This is a genomic window from Ectopseudomonas oleovorans (assembly GCF_003052605.1).
Lineage (GTDB): Bacteria > Pseudomonadota > Gammaproteobacteria > Pseudomonadales > Pseudomonadaceae > Aquipseudomonas > Aquipseudomonas oleovorans_A.
The window spans coordinates 22,088-44,414 of sequence record NZ_QASO01000063.1 but is presented as its reverse complement, the minus strand read 5'-3'; the positions used below and the strand labels follow the sequence as shown (position 1 = coordinate 44,414).

23 protein-coding genes and 4 pseudogenes are annotated in these 22,327 nt (G+C 63.7%); 12 read left to right on the top strand and 15 right to left on the bottom strand.

Annotated elements, in window-relative coordinates:
* The 4 genes from DBO86_RS26660 to DBO86_RS10965 form a co-directional block, all read right to left on the bottom strand.
* Nucleotides 1-95: hypothetical protein (locus DBO86_RS26660; protein ID WP_244185539.1), on the bottom strand; the 95-nt coding region annotated here is incomplete at its 3' end.
* 86 nt (nucleotides 96-181) lie between these two features.
* Nucleotides 182-397 carry a DUF3820 family protein gene (locus DBO86_RS10975; RefSeq protein ID WP_003243834.1) on the bottom strand — a complete coding sequence of 72 codons (216 nt, stop codon included), beginning with the start codon at nucleotides 395-397 and terminating at the stop codon, nucleotides 182-184.
* A gap of 68 nt (nucleotides 398-465) precedes the next feature.
* Nucleotides 466-1,059, bottom strand: coding sequence for a 2-hydroxychromene-2-carboxylate isomerase (locus DBO86_RS10970; RefSeq protein WP_108233677.1), 594 nt, complete (start codon nucleotides 1,057-1,059; stop codon nucleotides 466-468).
* 43 nt (nucleotides 1,060-1,102) lie between these two features.
* Complete coding sequence (locus DBO86_RS10965; protein WP_108233676.1) at nucleotides 1,103-1,834, bottom strand: SDR family oxidoreductase; 732 nt, start codon at nucleotides 1,832-1,834, stop codon at nucleotides 1,103-1,105.
* A gap of 89 nt (nucleotides 1,835-1,923) precedes the next feature.
* Between DBO86_RS10965 and DBO86_RS10960 the strand changes: the two genes are divergently transcribed.
* From DBO86_RS10960 to DBO86_RS10905, 12 genes and pseudogenes are all read left to right on the top strand, one after another.
* Nucleotides 1,924-2,490: a TetR/AcrR family transcriptional regulator gene (locus DBO86_RS10960; protein ID WP_108233675.1), complete on the top strand. Its 567-nt coding sequence runs from the start codon at nucleotides 1,924-1,926 to the stop codon at nucleotides 2,488-2,490.
* Between the two features lie 48 nt (nucleotides 2,491-2,538).
* The gene (locus DBO86_RS10955) at nucleotides 2,539-3,189 is read left to right on the top strand and encodes a YceH family protein (protein ID WP_074860630.1); all 651 of its coding nucleotides are present in this window, start codon (nucleotides 2,539-2,541) and stop codon (nucleotides 3,187-3,189) included.
* Nucleotides 3,190-3,206: 17 nt separating this feature from the next.
* Nucleotides 3,207-3,524, top strand: a complete 318-nt coding sequence (locus DBO86_RS10950; protein ID WP_003461298.1) for an I78 family peptidase inhibitor — start codon at nucleotides 3,207-3,209, stop codon at nucleotides 3,522-3,524.
* 73 nt (nucleotides 3,525-3,597) lie between these two features.
* Complete coding sequence (locus DBO86_RS10945) at nucleotides 3,598-4,050, top strand: MarR family winged helix-turn-helix transcriptional regulator (protein WP_003461296.1); 453 nt, start codon at nucleotides 3,598-3,600, stop codon at nucleotides 4,048-4,050.
* Nucleotides 4,051-4,490: 440 nt separating this feature from the next.
* Complete coding sequence (locus DBO86_RS10940; protein WP_108233674.1) at nucleotides 4,491-4,916, top strand: organic hydroperoxide resistance protein; 426 nt, start codon at nucleotides 4,491-4,493, stop codon at nucleotides 4,914-4,916.
* A gap of 501 nt (nucleotides 4,917-5,417) precedes the next feature.
* On the top strand, nucleotides 5,418-8,420 hold the full coding sequence (locus DBO86_RS10935) for a xanthine dehydrogenase family protein molybdopterin-binding subunit (protein ID WP_108233673.1): 3,003 nt from the start codon (nucleotides 5,418-5,420) through the stop codon (nucleotides 8,418-8,420).
* Entirely contained in the window at nucleotides 8,417-9,223 is an 807-nt protein-coding gene (locus DBO86_RS10930) for an FAD binding domain-containing protein (protein WP_108233672.1), read from the top strand. Before DBO86_RS10935 ends, DBO86_RS10930 begins: the two co-directional genes overlap by 4 nt.
* A gap of 2 nt (nucleotides 9,224-9,225) precedes the next feature.
* Nucleotides 9,226-9,732, top strand: coding sequence for a (2Fe-2S)-binding protein (locus tag DBO86_RS10925; protein WP_003461286.1), 507 nt, complete (start codon nucleotides 9,226-9,228; stop codon nucleotides 9,730-9,732).
* Nucleotides 9,732-11,264: an AMP-binding protein gene (locus DBO86_RS10920; RefSeq protein WP_108233671.1), complete on the top strand. Its 1,533-nt coding sequence runs from the start codon at nucleotides 9,732-9,734 to the stop codon at nucleotides 11,262-11,264. Before DBO86_RS10925 ends, DBO86_RS10920 begins: the two co-directional genes overlap by 1 nt.
* A 27-nt stretch (nucleotides 11,265-11,291) precedes the next feature.
* A complete protein-coding gene (locus tag DBO86_RS10915) occupies nucleotides 11,292-12,095 on the top strand; it encodes an enoyl-CoA hydratase/isomerase family protein (protein WP_108233670.1) in 804 nt (267 codons plus the stop codon).
* An 83-nt stretch (nucleotides 12,096-12,178) separates the two neighbouring features.
* On the top strand, nucleotides 12,179-13,420 hold the full coding sequence (locus tag DBO86_RS10910) for a benzoate/H(+) symporter BenE family transporter (protein WP_108233669.1): 1,242 nt from the start codon (nucleotides 12,179-12,181) through the stop codon (nucleotides 13,418-13,420).
* A gap of 210 nt (nucleotides 13,421-13,630) precedes the next feature.
* Nucleotides 13,631-14,101, top strand: a pseudogene (locus DBO86_RS10905) (IS5 family transposase); the annotation flags it as partial.
* A gap of 427 nt (nucleotides 14,102-14,528) precedes the next feature.
* On the opposite strand, the pseudogene DBO86_RS26655 reads toward DBO86_RS10905, so the two are convergent.
* The 11 genes and pseudogenes from DBO86_RS26655 to DBO86_RS10855 all read right to left on the bottom strand — a co-directional run.
* Nucleotides 14,529-14,699, bottom strand: a pseudogene (locus DBO86_RS26655) (IS3 family transposase); the annotation flags it as partial.
* Nucleotides 14,700-14,833: 134 nt separating this feature from the next.
* Nucleotides 14,834-15,070: a 4-oxalocrotonate tautomerase gene (locus DBO86_RS10900; RefSeq protein ID WP_279630266.1), complete on the bottom strand. Its 237-nt coding sequence runs from the start codon at nucleotides 15,068-15,070 to the stop codon at nucleotides 14,834-14,836.
* 10 nt (nucleotides 15,071-15,080) lie between these two features.
* Nucleotides 15,081-15,875, bottom strand: coding sequence for a 2-oxo-3-hexenedioate decarboxylase (gene dmpH / locus DBO86_RS10895; RefSeq protein ID WP_108233667.1), 795 nt, complete (start codon nucleotides 15,873-15,875; stop codon nucleotides 15,081-15,083).
* A complete protein-coding gene (gene dmpG / locus DBO86_RS10890) occupies nucleotides 15,875-16,909 on the bottom strand; it encodes a 4-hydroxy-2-oxovalerate aldolase (protein WP_108233666.1) in 1,035 nt (344 codons plus the stop codon). The genes dmpH and dmpG overlap by 1 nt, the downstream gene beginning before the upstream one ends.
* An 11-nt stretch (nucleotides 16,910-16,920) precedes the next feature.
* Nucleotides 16,921-17,874, bottom strand: a complete 954-nt coding sequence (locus DBO86_RS10885; protein ID WP_108233665.1) for an acetaldehyde dehydrogenase (acetylating) — start codon at nucleotides 17,872-17,874, stop codon at nucleotides 16,921-16,923.
* Between the two features lie 14 nt (nucleotides 17,875-17,888).
* Nucleotides 17,889-18,671 carry a 2-oxopent-4-enoate hydratase gene (dmpE, locus tag DBO86_RS10880; protein ID WP_108233664.1) on the bottom strand — a complete coding sequence of 261 codons (783 nt, stop codon included), beginning with the start codon at nucleotides 18,669-18,671 and terminating at the stop codon, nucleotides 17,889-17,891.
* Nucleotides 18,672-18,762: 91 nt separating this feature from the next.
* Entirely contained in the window at nucleotides 18,763-20,223 is a 1,461-nt protein-coding gene (locus DBO86_RS10875) for a 2-hydroxymuconic semialdehyde dehydrogenase (RefSeq protein WP_108233663.1), read from the bottom strand.
* 27 nt (nucleotides 20,224-20,250) lie between these two features.
* Nucleotides 20,251-21,174 carry a catechol 2,3-dioxygenase gene (locus DBO86_RS10870; protein WP_108233662.1) on the bottom strand — a complete coding sequence of 308 codons (924 nt, stop codon included), beginning with the start codon at nucleotides 21,172-21,174 and terminating at the stop codon, nucleotides 20,251-20,253.
* Nucleotides 21,175-21,354: 180 nt separating this feature from the next.
* Nucleotides 21,355-21,600: pseudogene (locus DBO86_RS10865) on the bottom strand (salicylate 1-monooxygenase); the annotation flags it as partial.
* Nucleotides 21,601-21,795: 195 nt separating this feature from the next.
* Nucleotides 21,796-21,961, bottom strand: a pseudogene (locus tag DBO86_RS27040) (formaldehyde dehydrogenase, glutathione-independent); the annotation flags it as partial.
* Entirely contained in the window at nucleotides 21,940-22,305 is a 366-nt protein-coding gene (locus DBO86_RS10855) for a type 2 periplasmic-binding domain-containing protein (protein WP_167399122.1), read from the bottom strand. The pseudogene DBO86_RS27040 and the gene DBO86_RS10855, both read right to left, overlap by 22 nt.
* Nucleotides 22,306-22,327 lie beyond the last annotated feature (22 nt).

Here is a 22,327-nt window from a genome sequence, read left to right as displayed (position 1 = left end):
AGTTGCTTGCGGCATTTGACCTGCTCATGGCTGTCGACACCATGAACTTGAAAAACCTGCTTTACCAAATCCACGCCTATGCGTTTAAGTTTCATGCGGGCTCCCCCTCCGGGATTGTTTGTTTTACAACCTTCAGTCTGGCGCAATGACGCCGTAGGAGGGAGGAGTCCATCTCATTGGGCTACGAACGGTCGCGCAACGGATCGAGCAACGGTTTGAGGCCGTTGTGATCGATCTCCTGCATCAGCGCGAGCAACTGACCCAGCTCGCCCTTGGGAAAACCCGTGCGGGCGAACCAGTTGAGGTAGTGGCCCGGCAGATCGGCGATCAGTCGATCCTTGTACTTGCCGTAAGGCATGCGGCGGGTCACCAGGAGCTTCAGCGCTTCGGGGTTCATCGGTTACTCGAATAGCCGGAAAATGAGCCGTCCATTGTGCCAGGCATCAGGCCCTGGACGAAAAGCACCTAGCCGCGAAGCGCTTCGCGAACGAAATCCAGGCGATCCTGACCGAAGAACATCTCACCGCCAACAAAACAGGTCGGCGCGCCAAATACGCCGCGTTTGACCGCCTCCTCGGTAGTCGCCTTGAGCGTGTCCTTCACTGCCGGTTCAGCGGCTTGCGCCTGCAGGGCGGCTGCATCGAAACCAGCGGCAACCAGCACGCCTGCCACCCTGGCCGGATCACCCATGTTCACCCCGTCGACCCAGATCGCCCGGAATAGCGCCTGCAAAGCATCGTCGAAGCGCTCCGCCTGATACAACTGTAGCGCCACCAGCAAGCGCATCAGCGTCAGGGTATTGATCGGGAAATGCGGGTTGAAGCGCATCGGCACGCCATAGCGCTCGGCAAAACGCGCCAGGTCGCGAATCATGTAGCGCCCCTTGGCCGGAATCATCGCTGGCGAGGCGTTGCCGGTGGCCTGGAACACGCCGCCGAGCAGCATCGGCCGATAGACCAGCGTTGCTCCGGTTTCGCGGCACAGATCAGGCAACTGGGTATGGGCCAGGTAGGACGCCGGGCTGCCCAGATCGAAGAAGAACTCCACCGTCTTGCTCATCAGCTTCACTCGCTCGTTATTGTGATTATGGGTTCAGCGCAGATTACCAGCGCTCCATCCACGGACGCAGATCCAGCTCGAAGGTCCAGGCATCACGCGGCTGGCTGTGCAGAAACCAGTAACTGTCGGCGATATGTTCGGGATCGAGAATGCCATCCTGGTCTTTCAGCGCATATGTCTCCGGCCAGTTATCACGGATGAAGGCCGTATCGATGGCTCCGTCGACCACGATATGGGCGACATGGATATTCAACGGCCCGAGCTCTCGCGCCATGCTCTGCGCCAGCGCGCGGATACCATGCTTGGCTCCGGCAAAGGCGGCAAAACCGGCAGCCCCCCGCAAGCCTGCGGTGGCACCGGTAAACAAGATGCTGCCACGCCCGCGCGTGACCATGCGCTTGGCCACTGCCTGGCTGGTAAGAAAACCGGAGAAACAAGCCATTTCCCAGATTTTGAAGTACTTGCGTGGCGTTTCTTCCAGAATGCTGCAGGGCACGTTAGCACCGATATTGAAGACCATCACCTCGATCGAACCGATATCTCGCTCGATGCGCTCAACCAGTTCAGCCACCTGCTCCTCACGTCGCGCATCGGAGGCAAAACCATGTGCTTCGCCACCCTCACTGCGGATTTCTGCCAACAGCGGTTGCAGTTTTTCGAGGTTGCGCCGGGTCACGCAGGCGACATATCCCTCGCGGGCAAAACGCCGGGCAATGGCGCCGCCGGTGGCATCACCCGCGCCGATGATCAAAGCGACTTTCTTGTTCTCGTTCATGGCTTCCCCTGTTAACTAACGATCGTTAGCTTAACGAACGTTATGATACTATCTCGGGCAGGTCAACCCAGCATAGAACGGAGCCATCCATGCGTTATTCCGCCGAACACAAGGCCGAAACCCGCGAGCGCCTGCTCGCCAGCAGCGGCGCGATTGCCAAGCAGCAAGGTTTTGCCGTGACCGGGGTGGATGCACTGATGAAAACCATCGGCCTGACCGGCGCGGCGTTCTACAGCCACTTCCCGAGCAAGAACGACCTGTTCGCCGAACTGATCGAGCGCGAGCTGCGCAATAGCCTGAGCCGACTCGGCGGCGAAGCGGGTGTTGCCGGACGCGACAAACTGAAACGCTGCCTGACGGCCTATCTCAGCCTGGCGCATGTCGAGCAACCGGACAAAGGCTGCGTACTGCCGGCCCTGGGCGCGGAGATCGCCCGTGCCGATGAAGGCGTACGCTTGCGCACCGAGCAACAGATCCTGCAACTACAGAACACCTGGGCCGAGATCATCGGCGACCCGCAACTGGCCTGGACGATTCTCGCGCAATGCCTGGGCAGCCTACTGCTGGCGCGCATGATGGCCAGCCAGGAATCGCGCCAGCAGGTGCTCGGCGCCAGCCTGGACATGCTCGAACACACATTGAAGCCTGTCAGCTGAGCGCGGATGCCGTTAACCTAGGCGCGTTCTTCCTGCCAGGATCGATCCATGTCGCACACCCCATCCCCGCTGGTTGGTGAAACCCCGCTGCACGCCGTCGAGGTGCGCATCCTCGGCTGCCTGATCGAAAAGCAGCTGACCACACCGGAAACCTACCCGCTGACGCTCAATGCCGTGCAACTGGCCTGTAACCAGAAGACCAGCCGCGAACCGCTGATGAACCTGGAAACCGGTGAAGTCGGGCGCTATCTGCGCAGCCTCGAAGGTCGCAAGCTGGTGCACCTGGTGATGGGCAGCCGTGCCGACCGCTGGGAACAGCGTTGCGACAAGCAGTTGGAGTTGGTCAAGCCGCAGACGGTATTGCTCGGTCTGCTGCTGTTGCGTGGCCCGCAGACGCTCAATGAGCTGCTCACGCGCAGCAATCGCATGCACGATTTCGACGATGTCGCCGAGGTCCAGCATCAGTTGGAGCGTCTGATCGGTCGCGGTCTGGCGCTTTTGCTACCACGCCAGAGTGGTCAGCGCGAGGATCGCTACATGCATCTGCTGGGCGAATCTGCAGATATGGAAAGCTTGCTGACCAGCCGCCCTGCTGCTCGTGAGGAGGCTGCGGCACCTAACGAAGATCGACTGGTCGAACTGGAAACGCGCATCGCCGCCCTCGAAGAACGTCTGGCGCGCCTGGAAGGCGCGCAGTAACCCAAGGAGCTCATGCATTGAATTTCAAAACTCGTCTCTGCCTCATCCTGGGCGCCACCCTGCTCGCAGCCGGCTGCAGCAGCACCGCCGAGAAACCGACCTCCGCTGCCGCACCCAGTGGCCCGACTCCGGACAGCTGCACCTCGTCCGCCGTCGAGCACCTCAAAGGCAAGACCGCGACGCCCGAACTGCTCGAGCAGGCACGTCAGCAAGCCGGAGCCAGCACAGCTCGTATACTCACACCCGACAGCGTGGTGACCTTGGAATACAATGGTCAACGCCTTAACCTCAATGTCGATGATCAGCGCGTGATCACCCGCGTATCCTGCGGCTGAAATCACAATAGAGTGCGGGTTGCCCTGCGCTCAATTGCCGACAACGCCAACCACCTTTGCACAGGCCAATGCCATGACCTCCCAAGTGGAACCCTGCGCCGAGCTGATGCTGGACAACCAGCTGTGCTTCGCCCTCTATTCCACCTCGCTGATGATGACCAAGACCTACAAGCCGCTGCTGCAGGCGCTTGGTCTCACCTATCCGCAATATCTGGCCATGCTGGTGCTGTGGGAAAACGAGGGCATCACCGTCAGTGAGATCAGCGCACGCATGCTGACCGATCCGGGCTCGTTGACGCCTCTGCTCAAGCGCCTGGAGAGCGAAGGCCTGCTGCAGCGCCAGCGCAGCAGCCAGGACGAACGCGTGGTACAGCTGTACCTGACCGACAAGGGTCGCGCCCTGCACGAGCAGGCCAAGGCACTGCCGGCCTGCATCCTCAAGGCCTCCGGCCTGAGCCTGGAGCAGCTCGCCTCGCTCAAAGAAGAGCTGGTGGAGCTGCGCAGCCACCTGCAGCAAACGCTGTAAGCCAAGCGCTCAGACCGCCCGATCGCGCCTGGAAGCGGTTGGGCGGCCACTAGTCAGCACGCCACCCGTTCGCTTCCAGCGCCTCTATGCCCCGTTACGCCTGCTTATGCTCTGAACTTCCAGGGTTATAGCGAAAAACTCATAAAATTATATTGCGCACAAAATATATTCGAGGCACAGTTCGCTCCATGGAAATAACTTGCGCACTAACAATTGGCGCTAAACTTTCCACGGAGACTCCGCAGTCGTCTCCACCCGCTACCCACCAAAGCCCTGGAGAAACCGATGAAAACCCTGATCGCACTGACCGCCACGCTGATCCTGTCTGCCCCGGTTCTGGCCGACAATGGTCAAGCCAGCCAGAACGGCAAGGGCCTGTACCCCGAAGGCTGAGCGACGCATCCCTACGCACCCCATCGCATCTGAAGAGGAATACCGCCATGACCATCGAAAACGTTCTCTACCGTGCTACCGCTGAAGCCTTCGGCGGCCGTGAAGGCCGCGCCGTCTCCTCCGACGGTGTACTGGACATAGTCCTGACCACGCCGAAGGAACTCGGCGGCGCCGGCGGCAAGGGCACCAACCCGGAACAACTGTTCGCCGCCGGCTATTCGGCCTGCTTCCTCGGCGCCCTGAAGTTCGTCGCCGCCCGCGACAAGCTGAGCATCCCGGCCGACACCTTTATCGAAGGCACCGTGGGCATCGGTCCGATCCCCACCGGCTTCGGCATCGAAGTGGAGCTGCGCATCAGCCTGCCGGGCCTGGATCGCGAAGCGGCGCAGACCCTGGTGGATCGCGCGCACATCGTCTGCCCCTACTCCAACGCCACACGCGGCAACATCGACGTCACCTTGACCATCGTCTGACACCCAGGGGCGAACGCTGACGGCCAGGCCGTCAGCGGGCCCACGAGGAGAACACCGCAAACACCCCCGTATCGCTGCGGCTTGCCGCTGAATATCGCCTAGGTGATTGCCATCGACGTCCCCGCCAGCCCGCAGTGCGCGGTGGTCACCGCGAAGATGACCTCTTGCAACGGCACAGGCGCAGTGAAAGTCCTCGCCTACGTGCAGCTGTCCAGCGCCTGTAGCAAGCAGAACTGCCCCTTGTGAACCTGTCCGCCATCCTGGTGGACAGCAAGGTGATCCAGATGAACGCTCGACAACTTACCGAGTCAGCCCAAGCGGCATTGCCCAGACCAAAGCGCGTCCGGAAAAACGCCGCCGTCTTCACCGCATCAGACTAAAAGGCAAGCCAACTGACGTACGGGCAGATATTCATAGGCCCGGGCAAGGCGGCCGGCTGGCTGGGATCCATACTCTTCTCTACGAGTCAATCGCGCACAACAATAAACGCGAGAAGTAGTGATGAACCTATATCAGCCTGACCCCGTTACCCAGCACAGCGGCTATATCGGCGCTCGTCAGACCCGTGTCGAGGATGCTGCATTGCTGCGTGGCCTGGGCTGCTATGCCGACGATGCTGCCACCCCGCCCGGTACCCTGCACGCTGCCATTGTCCGTTCACCCCATCCCCATGCGCGCATCACTGCCGTGGACTTCTCCAAAGCGCTGCTGATGAAAGGCGTACACGGCGTACTCATCGGTGAGGACGTCAAGCGTTGGGCCCTGCCATTCCCGGTCGGCGTGCGCCAGCCGATGGAGCATTGGTGCATCGCCGTGGACAAGGTGCGCTACGTCGGCGAGCCGGTGGCGGTCGTGATCGCCGAGAGCCGTTACCTGGCCGAAGACGCCCTGGAAGGCGTACGTGTCGACTATGAGCCGCTGCCGCCGATCATCGACCCGGAGGCCGCCACCACCGAACAGGCGCCGGTGCTGCATGAGGCAGTCGGCAGCAACGTGGTCAACGAGCGGCATTTCCGCTACGGCGAACCGGAACAAGCCTTCGCGCAGGCGCCGCACCGGGTAGCGCTGAAGGTGAGTTTTCCGCGCAGCTCCTGCACCCCCATCGAATGCTACGTGGTGCTTGCCCAGTATGAACGCGCCACCGGCATCTACGACGTGCTGGCCAACTTCCAGGGCCCCTATGCGCTGCACACGGTGATGGCCCGCGCGCTCAACGTGCCGAGCAACCGCCTGCGTCTGCGCACGCCGAAAGACTCCGGCGGCAGCTTCGGGATCAAACAGGGCGTGTTCCCCTACGTGGTGATGATGGGACTGGCGGCACGCAAGGTCGGAGCCCCTGTGAAATGGGTCGAAGACCGCCTCGAGCATCTGCAAGGCGCGTCCTCCGCGACCAATCGGGTCACCGAAATCGAGGCGGCGGTGCAGGCCGACGGTCGCATCACCGCCCTGCGTTATGACCAGATCGACGACTGCGGCGCCTACCTGCGCGCACCGGAGCCGGCCACCTTCTACCGCATGCACGGCAACCTCACGGGGGCCTATGCGATTCGTAATCTGCTGGTGCGCAACCGCGTGGTGCTGACCAACAAGACCCCCACCGGCCTCAACCGAGGCTTCGGCGGCCCGCAGGTGTACTTCGCCCTGGAGCGTCTGTTGCAGCATATCGCCGTGCAGCTGGATCTCGATCCGCTGGAGGTGATCCGCCGCAACCTGGTACCGGCCGACGCCTTCCCCTACCGTGCCGCGGCCGGCGCTCTGCTGGATTCCGGCAATTACCAGGCCGGCATCGATTTGGCGGTCAAGGACGGCGGTCTCGACGAGTTGTTGCGCCGCCGCGACCAGGCGCGCGGCGAAGGCCGGCTGTACGGCATCGGCTATGCCGCGGTGATCGAACCGTCGATCTCCAACATGGGCTACATCACCACCGCGATGACGCCCGAGGAACGGCGCAAGGCCGGGCCGAAGAACGGTGCGGTGAGCACGGCGACCATCAACGTCGGCCCGCTCGGCGACGTCAGCGTGCACGTCTCCTCGACGCCCCAGGGCCAGGGGCACCAGACCGCGGTGGCGCAGATAGTCGCCGATGTGCTCGGCGTGGCGCTGGAATCGATCGTGGTCAACGTCGAACTGGACACCCAGAAGGATGCCTGGTCGATCGCCTCGGGCAACTATTCCAGCCGCTTCGCCGGCGCGGTGGCCGGGGTGGTCTACCAGGCCGCGCTGAAGGTGCGCGATCGCCTCGCCGCGATCGCCGCCGCGCAACTGCAAGCCAAACCGGAGGACATCCGCTTCGGAGGCGGCAAGATCTTCGTCGCCAACGGCGGTCCTTCCGCACCTTTTCACCGCATCGCCGGCGCCACCCACTGGACGCCTGGCCTGCTCCCGCAAGGCGAACCGGGCGGCCTGCGCGAGACCGCATTCTGGAGCCCGCCGCAGCTCATGGCGCCAGACGACGGCGATCTCATCAACAGCTCGCTGTGCTACGGCTTCGTCTTCGACATCTGTGGCCTGGAGATCGACCGCGTCACCGGCGCGATTCACATCGACCGCTACGTGACCTGCCACGATGCCGGCCGCCTGCTCAATCCCGCGCTGGTCGACGGGCAGATCCGCGGCGGCTTTACCCAGGGGCTTGGCGCGGCGCTGATGGAAGAGTTCGCCTATGGCGAGGACGGCAGCTTCCTCTCTGGAACCTTCGCCGACTACCTGGTGCCCACTGCACCGGAAGTGCTCGAGCCGGTGATCCTGCATCTGGAAACACCGTCGCCGTTCACCCCCCTGGGGGCCAAGGGCGTCGGCGAGGGCAACAACATGAGCACGCCGGTATGCATCGCCAACGCCGTCGCCGATGCCCTCGGCCGCGCCGACATCCGCCTGCCGCTGACCCCCTCGAAGGTGCGCAGCATGATCGGCATCGACGAGCCGCCGCGGCCGGCCGGCATGCAGCAGGACGACGCTTTCGCCGCAGAGCCGGCCGGTGGTTCGGCCCTGCGCGCCAACGATGCGGTGGTGATCCCGGCGCCACCACAGCAGGTGTTCGACACCCTGCTCGACCCGGCCACCCTGGCGGCGATCATCCCCGGCTGCCATTCCCTCGAACTGCAGGGCGAGAATCGCTACCGCGCGGACGTCACCGTTGGCGTCGGCATGATCCGCGCGCGCTTCGAGGCCAAGGTCGCCCTGAGCGAATTGGACCCACCGCATTCGTTACGCCTGTCCGGCTCCGGCACCAGTTCCATGGGCTCGGCCGAGGGCCACGCCAGGGTGCGTTTCGTCGCCTTGGAGAACGGTCACACGCGCCTGGAATACCAATACCAGGTCGTCGTCAGCGGCAAGGTCGCCGCGGTCGGCAGCCGCATGATGCAAGGGGCCTCGAAAGTGATCATCGGGCAGATTTTCACCCGCCTGTCGCAGCGGGTCAGTGGCCAGGCGAGCGCCGCTGGCTGGTGGAGCCGTCTGCGTGCGCTGTTCGCCAGGCTGTTCGGCAAGGGAGGTGCGCAATGAAACCGGCTGCCTTCGATTACGTCCGCGCCGAGAGCCGCCGCCAGGTGCTCGATCTGCTCGCCGAGTATGGCGCGGATGCGCGCATCATTGCCGGCGGGCAGTCGCTGATGGCGGTGCTGAACATGCGCCTGGCCCAGCCCAAGCTGCTGATCGACATCAACCAGGTCGCCGACCTGGACTATATCGAGCTGCGCCAGGATTGCCTGGCGGTTGGCGCGGCGGTGCGCCAGGCGCAACTGCTGGCGCGGCCGACGCTGGTCGACGAGGTGCCGCTGCTGGCCCTGGCGATGCCCTGGATCGGCCACTTCCAGACCCGCAACCGCGGCACCGTGTGCGGTTCGGTGGCCCACGCCGACCCCAGCGCCGAGCTGCCGCTGTGCCTGGTGACCTTGGGCGGCGAGATCGTCCTGGAATCGAAGAAGGGCAAGCGCGTGGTCAAGGCCGCCGAGTTCTTCCAGGGCATCCTCACCACCGACAAACGCGCCGACGAACTGCTCGTCGAGGTGCGCTTCCCGCTCAAACGCGAGGGCATCAGCTACCGCTTCCGGGAAATCGCCATGCGCCACGGCGACTTCGCCATCGTCTCGCTGGCCGCCTGTGTCGGCACCGACGAGGTGCGCCTGGGCGTCGGCGGGGTCGCCGACCGCCCGGTGATGCGCAGCCTGCCGCGCGGCGCGGCGCTGGCCGACGCGCTCAACGAAACCGCCTGGTCGCTCGACGCCCAGGACGATGTACACGCCAGCGCGGCCTACCGCCGGCAACTGATTCGCGAGCTGGGTCACCGGCTCATCGAAGGAGTCTGAACATGCGTGCAACCGCCGAACAACGTTTTCCCGTCCGTCTCGAGCTCAATGGCCGCTCGCGCGAAGGCCTGGCCGAGCCGCGTACCCAGTTGTGCGATTTCCTGCGCCACGACCTCGGCGCCACCGGCGTCCATGTCGGCTGCGAACACGGCGTCTGCGGCGCCTGCACGGTGCTGGTGGACGGCGTCGCCGTGCGTTCCTGCCTGATGCTCGCCGTGCAGGCCCACGAGCGGCGCATCGAGACAGTCGAATCGCTGGCCGACGACGACACGCTGAGCGACCTGCAACAGGCGTTCCGCCGTCATCACGCCCTGCAGTGCGGTTTCTGCACTGCGGGCATCCTCATGTCCTGCGTGGATTTCCTCGAGCGGCAGCCCGACCCGAGCGAGGCCGAAGTGCGCGACATGCTTTCTGGGCACCTGTGCCGCTGTACCGGTTACACCGGCATTGTCCAGGCAGTGCTGGAAGTGGCTGCCCAACGCCAAACGAACGAAGAGGTACAACAATAATGTTCGATCTCGGACGCAGCTTCCTCGCTGCCACGGAACGCCGCCCGCTGGCCACTGCGGTCAGCGACGGCACAGTGAAAAAAACCTACGAACAGTGGTTCGCCGATATCCAGTGTGCTGCCCACGGCCTCGAGTCACTCGGGCTGGGCAGGGGTGATCGCCTGCTGGTGGCCATGCAGAACCGCTGGCAGATGGCGACCCTGCATTGGGCCTGCCAGTTCGCCGGCATCGTCATGACCCCGCTGAACTGGCGCTCGACTGCCGAGGAGTTGGCCTACTGCATCGAGGATGCGCAGATCCGCGCAGTGGCCTACGACGACGCCACCGTGGCCGCGGTCGCTGCCTGCACGGCCGCGCTCAATCTGCCGCGGATCGCCGCGGGTCAGCGCGCCGCGGACGGCGACCTGAGCTTCGCCGAGCTGTGCGCAAAGGCGCCGACGGCGACCATCCTGCGCGCCACGCCCGAGGATTTCTCCCTGCTGCTCTATACCTCCGGCACCACCAGCAAGCCCAAGGGCGTGCCGCGCCGGCACCGCGCGGAACGCGCCGCGGCGGTCGCCCATGTGGCGCAGAACCTCTATCGCCACGGCGAGTGCACCCTCGGCGTGATGCCGCTGTACCACACCATGGGCGTGCGTTCGCTGCTGGCCATGGCGCTGATCGACGGGCATTTCGTCTGCGTGCCGAAGTTCGACGTCGAGGCCACCCTGGAGGCTATCGAGCGGGAACAGGCCAGCAACCTGTACTTGGTGCCGACCCTCTATCACATGCTTATCGAGCACCCGGCCTTCGCCCGCGAACGGGTCGCCAGCGTGGAGAAAATCGGCTTCGCCGGCGCGCCCATGAGCGACGGGCTGATGCGCCGCGTCGAACAGGCGTTCCAGCCGCAGTTGTTCGTCAACCACTACGGCAGCTCGGAGATCTATACCTTCACCATCGATCAGCAGGCCAGCCGCAAACCTGGCTCCTCGGGGCGTAGCGCGCTAAACCAACGGGTGCGGGTGGTGCCGATCGACGCCGAATCGGCACAGGTGCAAGTCAAGCCCATGGAAGAAGGTCAGATCGTCGCCGACCTGGCCAGCGACGAGGCGTTCGAAGGCTACCTGAACCGCCCCGAAGCCACGGCCAAGGCGTTGCGCGAAGGCTGGTATTTCACCGGTGACACCGGCTATTTCGATGAGGACGGCGACCTGTTTGTCACCGGGCGGGTGGACGACCTGATCATCACCGGCGGCGAGAACATCAGCCCAGTGGAGATCGAGAACGTGCTCTCACTGCACCCCGCCGTCGAGGAAGTGGTGGTGGTCGGTTTGCCGGACGAGCAGTGGGGCAAGATCATCGCCGCCTTCATCAAGCTGCGTGCCGAGGTCAGCGAAAGCGAACTGGATGCCTACTGCATCACCTCCGGCCTGGCCAAGTTCAAGCGGCCGCGGCGTTACCAGTTCATCGACGAAATTCCCAAATCCCCCGTTGGCAAGGTGCTGCGCCGCGTCTTGCTGGCCCAGCACCAGGAACAGGCCCAAAAAGGCTGACTGCTCACTATCCCGAGGACATCCATCATGCAACTGCAAGCGATCCAGCAATTTCTCGAAACCCTATTCGACGGCTTCCAGGTCGAGGTCGATGCGGCCCGTGAACGCGCCGACATCATCCTCAACCGCCCGCCGCTGAACGTCATCTCCATGGGCCAGCGCGACCAGCTGCGCCAAGTCTTCGAAGCGCTTGACGCTCATCCGCAGGTGCGCGTCATCGTGCTGCGCGCGGTGGGCGAGCACTTCTCCAGCGGCGGCGACATCAAGGGCTTCCTCGAGGCCTCGCCGGAGCACGTCTCCAAGCTGGCCTGGAACGTCGCCGCGCCGGTGCGCTGCGAGAAGCCGGTGATTGCCGCCAACCGTGGCTACACCTTCGGCGTCGGTTTCGAGCTGTCGCTGGCCTGCGATTTCCGCATCGCCTCGGAGACCACTCGCTACGCATTGCCCGAGCAGAATCTCGGGCAGATCCCCGGCTCCGGTGGTTCGGCGCGCCTGCAGAAGATCATCGGCGTGGCCCGCACCAAGCACATGGTCATGCGCGCCAAGCGCATCAGCGGCGAACAGGCCTACGAGTGGGGCATCGCCACCGAGTGCGTGGCGGACGCCGAGCTGGAAAGCACGGTAGACGCGCTGGTCGATGAACTGCGGCGCTTCTCGCCGCTGGCCCAGCGCACGGCCAAGCGCTTGATCAACGACAACGAAGACGCGCCGCTGAGCGTGGCCATCGAGATGGAAGGCCATTGCTACAGCCGCCTGCGCAGCTCGCATGACTTCAAGGAAGGCGTCGAGGCGTTCCACAGCAAGCGGCCGGCGGTATTTCGCGGCGAGTAACCTTCCCTCCGGGGCTTGCCTGCGGCAGGCCTCGGCAGACAACGGCTGTACCGCATTACAACAACAATCGCGGAGAACGGGTCATGCTTAGCAAAAAAGCGAACACTGATATTGCACCACCTTCCGACGCCTCATCGGGCTACTCAATCCGAGAGGCAATCAACCTCAAGTCGGTCAGCGCCGGGGTAGTAGCCGCGCTGTTCGGCTGTTCCGGGCCGGCGCTGATCGTCATCAGCGCCGCCGAAGCCGGCCAATTGAGCAATGCCCAGACGGTTGCCTGGCTATTCGCCATCTACGTGCTCGGCGGACTGATCAGCATCGGCATGGCGCTGCGCTACCGTCAGCCGATCTGCGGCGCTTATTCTATTCCTGGCGCGGCGATCATGATCGCGGCACTTGCCGGTCTGGATTTTCGCCAGGCGGTCGGCGCTTTCATCATGAGCGGCGCGCTGGTCTTGTTGCTCGGCTTGAGCGGGGTGATCGGCAAGTTGATGCGCTGGCTGCCGATGCCCATCGTCATGGCGATGATCGCCGGGGCGATGATTCGCTTCGGCGTCGGTGCGGTAGAAGCGGTCGGCAGCGCTCCGCTGATGGCCGGTCTGGCGGCGCTGACCTTCTTCCTGGTCATGCGCTTCTTCAAGGCGGTGCCGCCGGTGCTGGCTGCCGGGGTGGTGGGCTTCGCCGCGGCCTTGGCTCTGGGCCTGCTGAAACCGGCGGATGTGGATATCGCCTTCGTCATGCCGGCTTTCACCACGCCCATGTTCACCCTGGAGACCTTCTTTGCCATATCGGTGCCGCTGGCGGCGCTGGTAATCGGTGCCGAGAATGCCCAGGCCACCGGTGTGCTGATGGTCGAGGGCTACAAGCCTCCGGTCAATGCGATGACCGTGGTGAGCGGCGTGGGCGGCATGCTGGCCGGGCTGTTGGGCGGGCACAACGCCAATATCGCCGGGCCGATGACGGCGATCTGCAGTTCCGAGCAGGCCGGCGACGATCCGCGTCAACGTTACGGGGCGACCCTGGTCAATGGCGTGCTGTTCGCCCTGTTTGGCGTATTCGCCGGTATCGCCGTGCCGTTCATCCTCGCCTTGCCGCGTGAGTTGATCCTGGTGGTCGCCGGCCTGGCGATGATCGGCGTCTTGCTCAGCGCGTTGCAGCAGGCCTTCCACAAAGACACCGGTTGCCAGATCGGTGCATTTGTCGCCCTGGCGGTGGCCATGAGCAAGTTCAGCCTGTTCGGTATCAGCGCGCCGTTCTGGGCGCTGGTGATCGGCGTGGCGGTGTCCTGGTTGCTAGGCGAGTTGCACCGTGAGCAGGCCGCCTAAAGTCGCGCTGCCGTCGTCGAGTAACGACACACCGCGCACGTCTTAAACGCTGCCCCCCCCCTCAAGAGCTCCCACTGCCACACATGGACCTGCAAGGGCCTGTGGGAGTTCTTTTGCCTAGGGGCTGTTGCCGTTTTGCGCTAACCAGTTGATATGTAAGAGAAAACTCGTATCGCTGAAGCTCTAGCCCATCATCGATACGAGCTTACAATGCCCCGATTATTGCTCAGTGATAAGCATTGGTCGAAGCTGCGGGAAATTCTGCTGAGCAAGGCCATCTACAACAAGCGTGATCGACGAATGACGGTGGAGGGCATGCTGTACCGCATGCGCACGGGATGCCCCTGGAGAGATCTACCCGAAGCGTTCGGGAACTGGAATAAGGTCTATAAACGCTTCAATGCGTGGTCCGCAACTGGAAAATGGCTCAAGGTTTTCAAGGCGCTTGTGGCGCAGCCCGACATGGAATGAGTGTTCATTGATGGCAGCTATGCCAAGGCTCACCAACACAGTGCAGGCGCTGCCAGTGGCAACGATGAGGCCATAGGAAAAAGTCGAGCTGGCAATACCAGCAAGATTCACCTGGCAGTTGATGCTCATGGACTGCCCATCGAGTTTGAAATTACGGGGGGGCAAATCAATGATTGCACCCAGGCTCCCGCATTGATTGCCAAGCTCCCAGTCCTCGGAAGTATTTTTTTTGTTATACACGGAAGTAAAAGGTTGAAATCGCAGAAAGCGTCATAGCAGAGTTTTTAGTTCCAAAGCTTGCGAATGCTTGAATTTGAAACTATTCAGCCCTGATCTCCTACATTCATTGGGGGCTGGCAGCTAAGGAAGTGCTGATTTATTCGACTGCGACCGTCGATGAGGCAGAGGCATGCTGAAAATTTGAGCAGGTCTGCGAGATCCCAGCAAAGACATCACGCTAAAGACTCGCTTGCGAATGACTGAATTTGAAACAATCTGCCCTAGATCACCCCTATCCTGTCCGAGTTGGAAGCTAAAATTGAAACTCTCGCGTCGCTTAATCTGTAAATTTGAAACGGCGCGTCACCACGAGGCGTGATGCCCTAACGCTTACAGAGTGACTAACTCCAATCATCCAGCCCGCAGCGCCACGGCTCTCGTTGAACAGCTGGTTGATCCGGCTGCGCAGGGCCACACGGCGCGCATCGACGTGATGCCGCCGGGCACGGTGAGCGTAGTAGCCGGAGCGTGCGACATCAAACGCTAAACAGACCATATCTACCGGCTCCTGCTCACTGAATCGCCCCAAGTCAGCAACTCGCGCTTTACTCAAGTTACCAAGTCGACGGCAGAATGAACGTCACTCTATAAAAGCCCTACTACGTCCCCTGCTCCTATCGATCAGAGAGTGCAGCAACCGCCCCCTTCAGATAACCGTCACAGTTATCGGCGCACCTTGCTCACCGGCTCGCCACCGATGCCCCAGTGGCTTTTCGGCACCTCGGTGATCAGTACGCGCACGCGGTCGAGCGGCGAGTCGAGGGTGCGCGCCAGCGCTTCGCTGACCTCGCGGATCATCGCTTCCTTTTGCTCGTCGCTGCGGCCTTCCATGATGTGGACATGGGCAATCGGCATGGCAAACCTCCTCGCAAAGAAGGCCCCGGCCGATGGCCGGGGCAAAAAGGGTGACTCAGACGAAGCGGGCGGAAACGCTGCCCAGACCCTGATAGCGCACGGTGACGTTGTCGCCCGGCTCCACCGACACCGCGGCGGTGATACCGCCGGTCATGATGAAGGTGCCGGCGGGGATGTGCTCACCGCGCTCGGCCAGCAGGTTGGCCAGCATGGCCACGCTGGACAGCGGGTGGCCGAGCACCGCGGCGCCGGCGCCGACTTCCACCACCTCGCCGTTCTTCTCCATCACCACGCCGAGGGTGCGCAGGTCGACGTCCTCGAGGTTGGCCATCTGGCCGCCGGTGATGTAGCGGGTCGAGGAGGCGTTGTCGGCCACCACGCTGATCAGGTCGAACTTGAAGTTCTCGTAGCGCGAGTCGATCACTTCCACGGTCGGGATCACGTAGTCGACCGCGGCGATCACGTCGCCGATGTGGCAGCCCGGGCCACGCAGCGGCGCCTTGGTGACCACGGAGATTTCCGCCTCGATCTTCGGGTGGATCAGCTTGGAGCAGTCGATGGTGCCGCCATCCGGCACGCTGAAGTAGTCGGAGAGGAAGCCGTAGATCGGCGTCTCCACGCCCATCTGCGCCATCTTCGCCCAGGAGGTCAGACCCATCTTCAGGCCGACGGTCTTGTTGCCGCGGGCCTCCTTGCGGCGACGGATTTCCCACTGGATGTCGTAGGCGTCGGCGAAGGTCATCTGCGGGAAATCGTTGGTCACCTTGCTGATGTCGTGGACATGCAGTTCGGCGTTTTCGACGTGCTCGGCCAGGGCCAGCACCTGCTCGCGGGTCAGGGTGCGGTTCATCAGTTGTGCTCCTTACGGGCGGCCAGCAGGTCCAGCGCCACATCAATGATCATGTCTTCCTGGCCGCCGACCATGCGGCGCTTGCCCAGCTCGACGAGGATGTCGAGGGTCTTCAGACCGTACTTCGCCGCGGCCACTTCGGCGTGGCGCAGGAAGCTCGAGTAGACGCCGGCGTAGCCGAGGCCGAGGGTTTCACGGTCGACGCGCACCGGGCGATCCTGCAGCGGGCGCACCAGGTCGTCGGCGGCGTCCATCAGGCGGTAGAGGTCGGTGCCGTGGTTCCAGCCCATGCGCTCGGCGGCGGCGATGAACACTTCCAGCGGCGCGTTGCCGGCGCCGGCGCCCATGCCGGCCAGGGAGGCGTCGATGCGGTCGCAACCCTCTTCCACCGCGGCGATGGAGTTGGCCACGCCGAGGCTGAGGTTGTGGTGGGCGTGCATGCCGGTCTGGGTCTGCGAGTTCAGTACCGCCTTGAAGGCGCGCATGCGGTCACGGATGTCCTGCATGTTCATCGCGCCGCCGGAGTCGGCCATGTAGATGCACTGGGCGCCGTAGCTTTCCATCAGCTTGCCCTGCGCGGCCAGCTGCTCGGCGGGGATCATGTGGCTCATCATCAGGAAGCCGACGGTGTCCATGCCCAGCGAACGGGCGTACTCGATGTGCTGCTTGGAGACGTCCGCTTCGGTGCAGTGGGTGGCGATGCGCACCGAACGTGCACCGGCGTCGTAGGCGGCCTTCAGATCATGGACCGTGCCGATGCCGGGCAGCAGCAGCACGGTGATCCGCGCGTGCTGGATCACGTCGGCCGCGGCCTCGATCCACTCCAGGTCGGTGTGGGCGCCGAAGCCATAGTTGAACGAGGAACCCTGCAGGCCGTCGCCGTGGGTGACTTCGATGGAGTCCACTTTCGCCTCGTCCAGGGCACGGGCGATGTCCTGCACGTTCTGGATCGAGTACTGGTGGCGCACCGCGTGGCTGCCGTCGCGCAGGGTCACGTCGGAGATGTACAGCTTCTTGCTCGGGTCGAAGGTCATGGCAGTGCTCCTCAGCCGTTGATCATGGCGTTGTTCAGAATCGACAGCGCCATGCGCTCGGCGGTAGCCAGCGCGGCGGAGGTCATGATGTCGAGGTTGCCGGCGTAGGCCGGCAGGTAGTGGGCGGCGCCTTCGACTTCGAGGAACACCGAGGTCTTCAGCCCGGAGAAGGTACCGTGGCCGGGAATGGTCAGCGGCTGGTCTGCCGGGATCACGTCGAACTGCACCTTCTGCTTGAGGCGGTAGCCCGGCACGTAGGCCTGCACGGCCTGGGCCATTTCCTCGACGGAAGCTTCCACTTTCGCCTGTTCGACCGCCTCGGAGAGCACGAACACGGTGTCGCGCATGATCAGCGGCGGCTCGGCCGGGTTCATGACGATGATCGCCTTGCCCTTGGCGGCGCCGCCGATCACCTCGATGGCTTTCGAAGTGGTCTCGGTGAACTCGTCGATGTTGGCGCGGGTGCCCGGGCCGGCGGATTTCGACGCGATCGAGGCGACGATCTCGGCGTAGTGCACCTTGGCCACGCGGGAGACCGCGGTGACCATCGGGATGGTGGCCTGGCCGCCGCAGGTGACCATGTTGACGTTGGTCGCGGCGAGGTTGTCTTCCAGGTTGACCACCGGCACGCAGTACGGGCCGATGGCCGCCGGGGTCAGGTCGATCAGGCGGATGTTCGGCTTGAGACTGCGCAGGAAGGCGTCGTTCTTGACGTGCGCGCCGGCACTGGTGGCGTCGAAGACGAAGTCGATGTCCTTGAACACCTCCATGCGGGTCAGGCCTTCCACGCCCTCGTGAGTGGTGGCCACGCCCATCCGGGCGGCGCGAGCCAAGCCGTCGGAGGCCGGGTCGATGCCGACCATGGCGCCCATTTCCAGGTTCTTGCCGTTACGCAGGATCTTGATCATCAGGTCGGTGCCGATGTTGCCGGAGCCGATGATGGCGACTTTGAGTTTCTTGCTCATGTTCAGGCTCCCGGTCAAACGAAGCGCACGCTGGCGCTGCCGATACCGCCGATGTCGACGCGCATGCAGTCGCCGGCCTTGACCGGCTCCAGCGGCACCAGCGAGCCGGAGAGGATCACTTCGCCGGCCTTCAGGCCGATGCCGAAGTGGCCGAGGGTGTTGGCCAGCCAGGCCACGCAGTTGACCGGCGAGCCCAGCGCCGCGGCGCCGGCGCCGGTGCTGATCTGCTGGCCGTTCTTCTCCACCACCATGCCGCAGGTGACCAGGTCGACCTGGCGCGGGGAGACGGCCTGGTCGCCGAGGATGAACAGGCCGCAGGAGGCGTTGTCGGCCACGGTGTCCTGGATCTTGATCTTCCAGTCCTGGATGCGCGAATCGACCACCTCGAAGCAGGGGATCACGCACTCGGTGGCGGCCAGCACGTCGGCGTTGGTGATGCCGGGGCCCATCAAGTCCTTCTTGAGGATGAAGGCGATCTCGCCCTCGGCCTTGGGCTGGATCAGCCGCTCGCTGATCGGCATCACCGCGCCGCTGCTGAACACCATGGCGTCGGTCAGGTAGCCGAAGTCCGGCTGGTTGACGCCGAGCATGGTCTGCACGGCCTTGCTGGTCAGGCCGATCTTCTTGCCGATGATCCGCTCGCCGGCGGCCAGGCGTCGCTCTAGCATGCGCAGGGAAATCTGGTAGGCGTCGTCGATCGAGAGATCGTAGCGGCTGGTCAGCGGCGCCACGGTTTCGCGGCTCAGCATGGCCTGGTAGAGCTCGTCGCCGAGCTGGTTAATCAGTTCGATATTCATGCAAAGGGTTCCTGATGGATGGCGGGGTCCGCTGGCGACATGCCTGCAGTGGACTGCGGGCAGGCCAGCGGGCCGTGGTTCATGGCTGGGCTTACAGCTTCACGCAGATGTTCTTCAGCTCGGTGTAGAACTCCAGCGAGTGCACCCCGCCTTCGCGACCGATGCCCGACTGCTTGGCGCCGCCGAAGGCAGTGCGCAGGTCGCGCAGGAACCAGCTGTTGACCCAGACGATGCCGGCCTCGATCTGCCCGGCGACGCGGTGGGCGCGCGAGCTGTTCTCGGTCCAGATCGCCGAGGCCAGGCCGTAGGGCAGGCTGTTGGCCAGCTCGATGGCTTCCTCTTCAGTGTCGAACGGACGGATGTGGCAGCACGGGCCGAAGATTTCCTCAGTGACCACCGCAGAGTCGTCCGGCAGGCCGGTCCAGATGGTCGGCTGTACCCAGGCGCCGCCGGCCAGGTGCGCCGGCATCTCCGGCACGCCGCCGCCGGTGACGATGGTCGCGCCCTCGTCCTTGGCCTTCTGGTAGTAGCTGAGCACCTTCTCGCGGTGCTTGTGGCTGACCAGGGAGCCGAAGTTGGCGGTCGGGTCGTTCGGCTCGCCGATCTTCAGCGCCTCGGCGCCGGCCTTCAGGCGGGCGACGAACTCGTCGAAGATCGGTCGCTCGACGTAGACGCGCTCGGTGCCCAGGCAGACCTGGCCGCAGTTGGCGAAGGCCGAGCGCAGGGTGCCCTCGATGGCCTTGTCCATGTCGCAGTCGGCGAACACGATGCCGGCATTCTTGCCGCCCAGCTCCAGCGACACCTGGCGCACGCCCTTGGCGGCGGCGCGCATGATGGTCTCGCCGGTGCCGGTCTCGCCGGTGAAGGTGATGGCGTCGACGTCCGGGTGGGCGGTGAGGAAGGCACCGGCCGAGTTGCCGCCGAAGCCGTGCACCACGTTGTACACGCCGGCCGGCACGCCGGCGGCGTTCATCACTTCGCCGAGCAGGGCGGTGGTGGTCGGGGTCTCTTCCGAGGGCTTTACCACCACGGTGTTGCCGCAGGCCAGCGCCGGGCCGACCTTCCAGGTCATCAGCAGCAGCGGCAGGTTCCACGGGCTGATCACGCCGATCACGCCCTTGGGACGGCGCACGCCGTAGTTGAGCGCGCCGGTGCCGTCCGGGGTGGCCATCTCGAAGGCCTCGGTGGGCACGTTCTTGACCAGGTCGGCGAACACCGAGAAGTTGGCCGCGCCGCGCGGGATGTCGATGTGGCTGGCCAGCGACTTCGGCTTGCCGGTGTCCAGGCACTCGGCCTCGAGGAACTTGTCGAAGCGCGCGTTGATGCCGGCGGCGACGCGGTGCAGGATCTCAGTGCGCTCGGCGACGGTCATCTTGCCCCACGGGCCCTTCAGCGCGGCGCGCGCGGCCTTGACCGCGGCGTCGACCTCGGCCTCGCCGGCCTCGTGGATCTTGGCGATCACCTGGCCGTTGGCCGGGTTGACGTTGTCGAACAGCTTGCCGCTGGCGGAACCGACATATTCGCCGTTGATGAAATGCTTGATCTCTTTCATGTACGCAGTCTCGTTAGGCAGGGGCAATCAGGTCAAAACAGTCAGGAAGCGTTCGTTGAGCTCGCGGTCGTGATAGAAGATCGCCTTGCCCAGCTCGGCGGCGGTCCAGGTCACCGGCGGATGGTCCGGGTAGTGGTAGTCGCCACCGCAGAACACTTCGTTGCGGTTGCCGGAGGGGTCGAAGAAGTAGATGGTCTTGCCGTGGGTCAGGCCGTGGCGGGTCGGGCCGATGTCGATCGAGGTGTTGGTCATGCTGATCAGGTCGGCGGCGCGCAGCACGTCGTCCCAGGTCTCGAGGAAGAACGAGGCGTGGTGCAGCTTGCCCTGCTCGGCGTGCTGGATGAACGCCACGTCGTGGGCCTTCATGCCGACGCTGAGGAACTGGGCGACGCGGTTGCCGTGCGGGTCGACCACCTGCTCGGCCAGATCGAAGCCGAGCACCTCGGTGAACAGGCGCAGGGTTTCCGGCAGGTTGCCGCCGTACAGCAGGGCGTGGTCGAAGCGGGTCGCCCGCATACCCTTGAGGCCGCGCGGCCAGGCTTCCGGGTTGATCTCGGCGATGCCCCACTTGCCGGTCTGCTCCTTCTCGGCGAACAGCTCGAAGCGGTGGCCGGTTGGTGCGCTGAAGCGGATGCGCCGGCCGCAGCCCTTGAGTTCGCCGGCCGGGACGCTCTCCACGGCGCAGCCGAAGGCCACCAGCCCCTCGGTCAGTTGGCCGAGGGTGGCGTCATTGATAACCTTGAAGGCCATGAAGTCCATGCCGGCCTCGTCGGCCTCGCGCAGCACCACGGAGAACTTGTCGACCTCGCTCCAGCCCTTGAGGTAGACGCGGCCGCGCTCGTCGCGGTCGACCTCGATCAGGCCGAGCAGCTCCACGTAGTGCTCCAGGGCCTGGGCCATGTCCAGGACGCGCAGCTGGATGTGACCGGGACGCATCACGCCTTTTTTCATTTCGGCACCTCTTGTATTTATCGTTGTTATTTAAAAACTGGTTGGCTGTTTCGGAGCGCGGCTCTCAATCGTGAGGTCGCTCAGCGAACTGGTTACAAGAAATGGATCGAAGCACTTGCTCAGGCGGTGCTGAAGATACGGTGCGGGTCGATGACGAATTTCTTCGGTACGCCGGCGTCACACGTCCTGCCAGGGCTCCGGCGTACGGTCGGCGACCTGCAGATAGGCCTCGCCTAGACCCAGGCCGGCGATGGCGCGCACCGCGTTGGGGCCGAAGGACACGCAGGCACCCACCTCGCCGAATGCCGGCGCGGACTCGAACAGCTGTACCTGGAGATGGGAATGGCGGCACAGATTCAGTGCCAGGCCGACGCAGGAAATGCCGACGCCGGTGATGCCGATGGGCAAGGCAGGTTTGTTGTTCATGCTGGTACCCGTGATGGTTTTGTTGTTTGGGTATGAACGATCATGGCGAAGCCAGCACTATTGATAAATGCACCAAACACCATACAAACTATTGACATTGTGAATGTCCCTGCCAGCCCGGCGGAGCGTCGGCGATGACCCAAGCGAGGTTCCATGGAACTGCGTGACCTGGAGTTGAACCTGCTGGTGGTGTTCAACCAGTTGCTGGTGGATCGACGCATCGAATTCGCCGTAGCCCTTGGGCGCCTCGTCGAGGCCGACTCACCTGCACGCCGACGATGCCGGCGATGTTCAGGCGGTCCCAAATGCTCGCCTGCATCAGTTGGCGGTTGTACTTCATCACTGGGGTCTGGCCGGTGTGACGGAGTTGTACTTTTCGACCATCTGGCGAGCCTCTTTGAGTAACCCTATGCCATTGGCGTATCCCTGCTTCCCGGCCTCACTTACCCAGTCTCCGTCTAGACTGCGAGCGAGCTCCATCCACCGATTCTGCTCTTGGGTATCCAGGACCATGACATCGTTATTTTTCTCATATGCAAGTCGATGCCCCGCATCCGTTCCATAAGTATCCCATAGGCGTCCTGCATACCCCGAAAGCGTGCGTCCGCTGTTGGCGTCGATGATCTGCTGGAGGTCGGTAGGAAGGCTATCATAGCGAGCCTTACTCATAGCCAGCACTAACGCCGAATACATCAACTTTGGCATTTCTGGAGCTGTTCCCATGTGA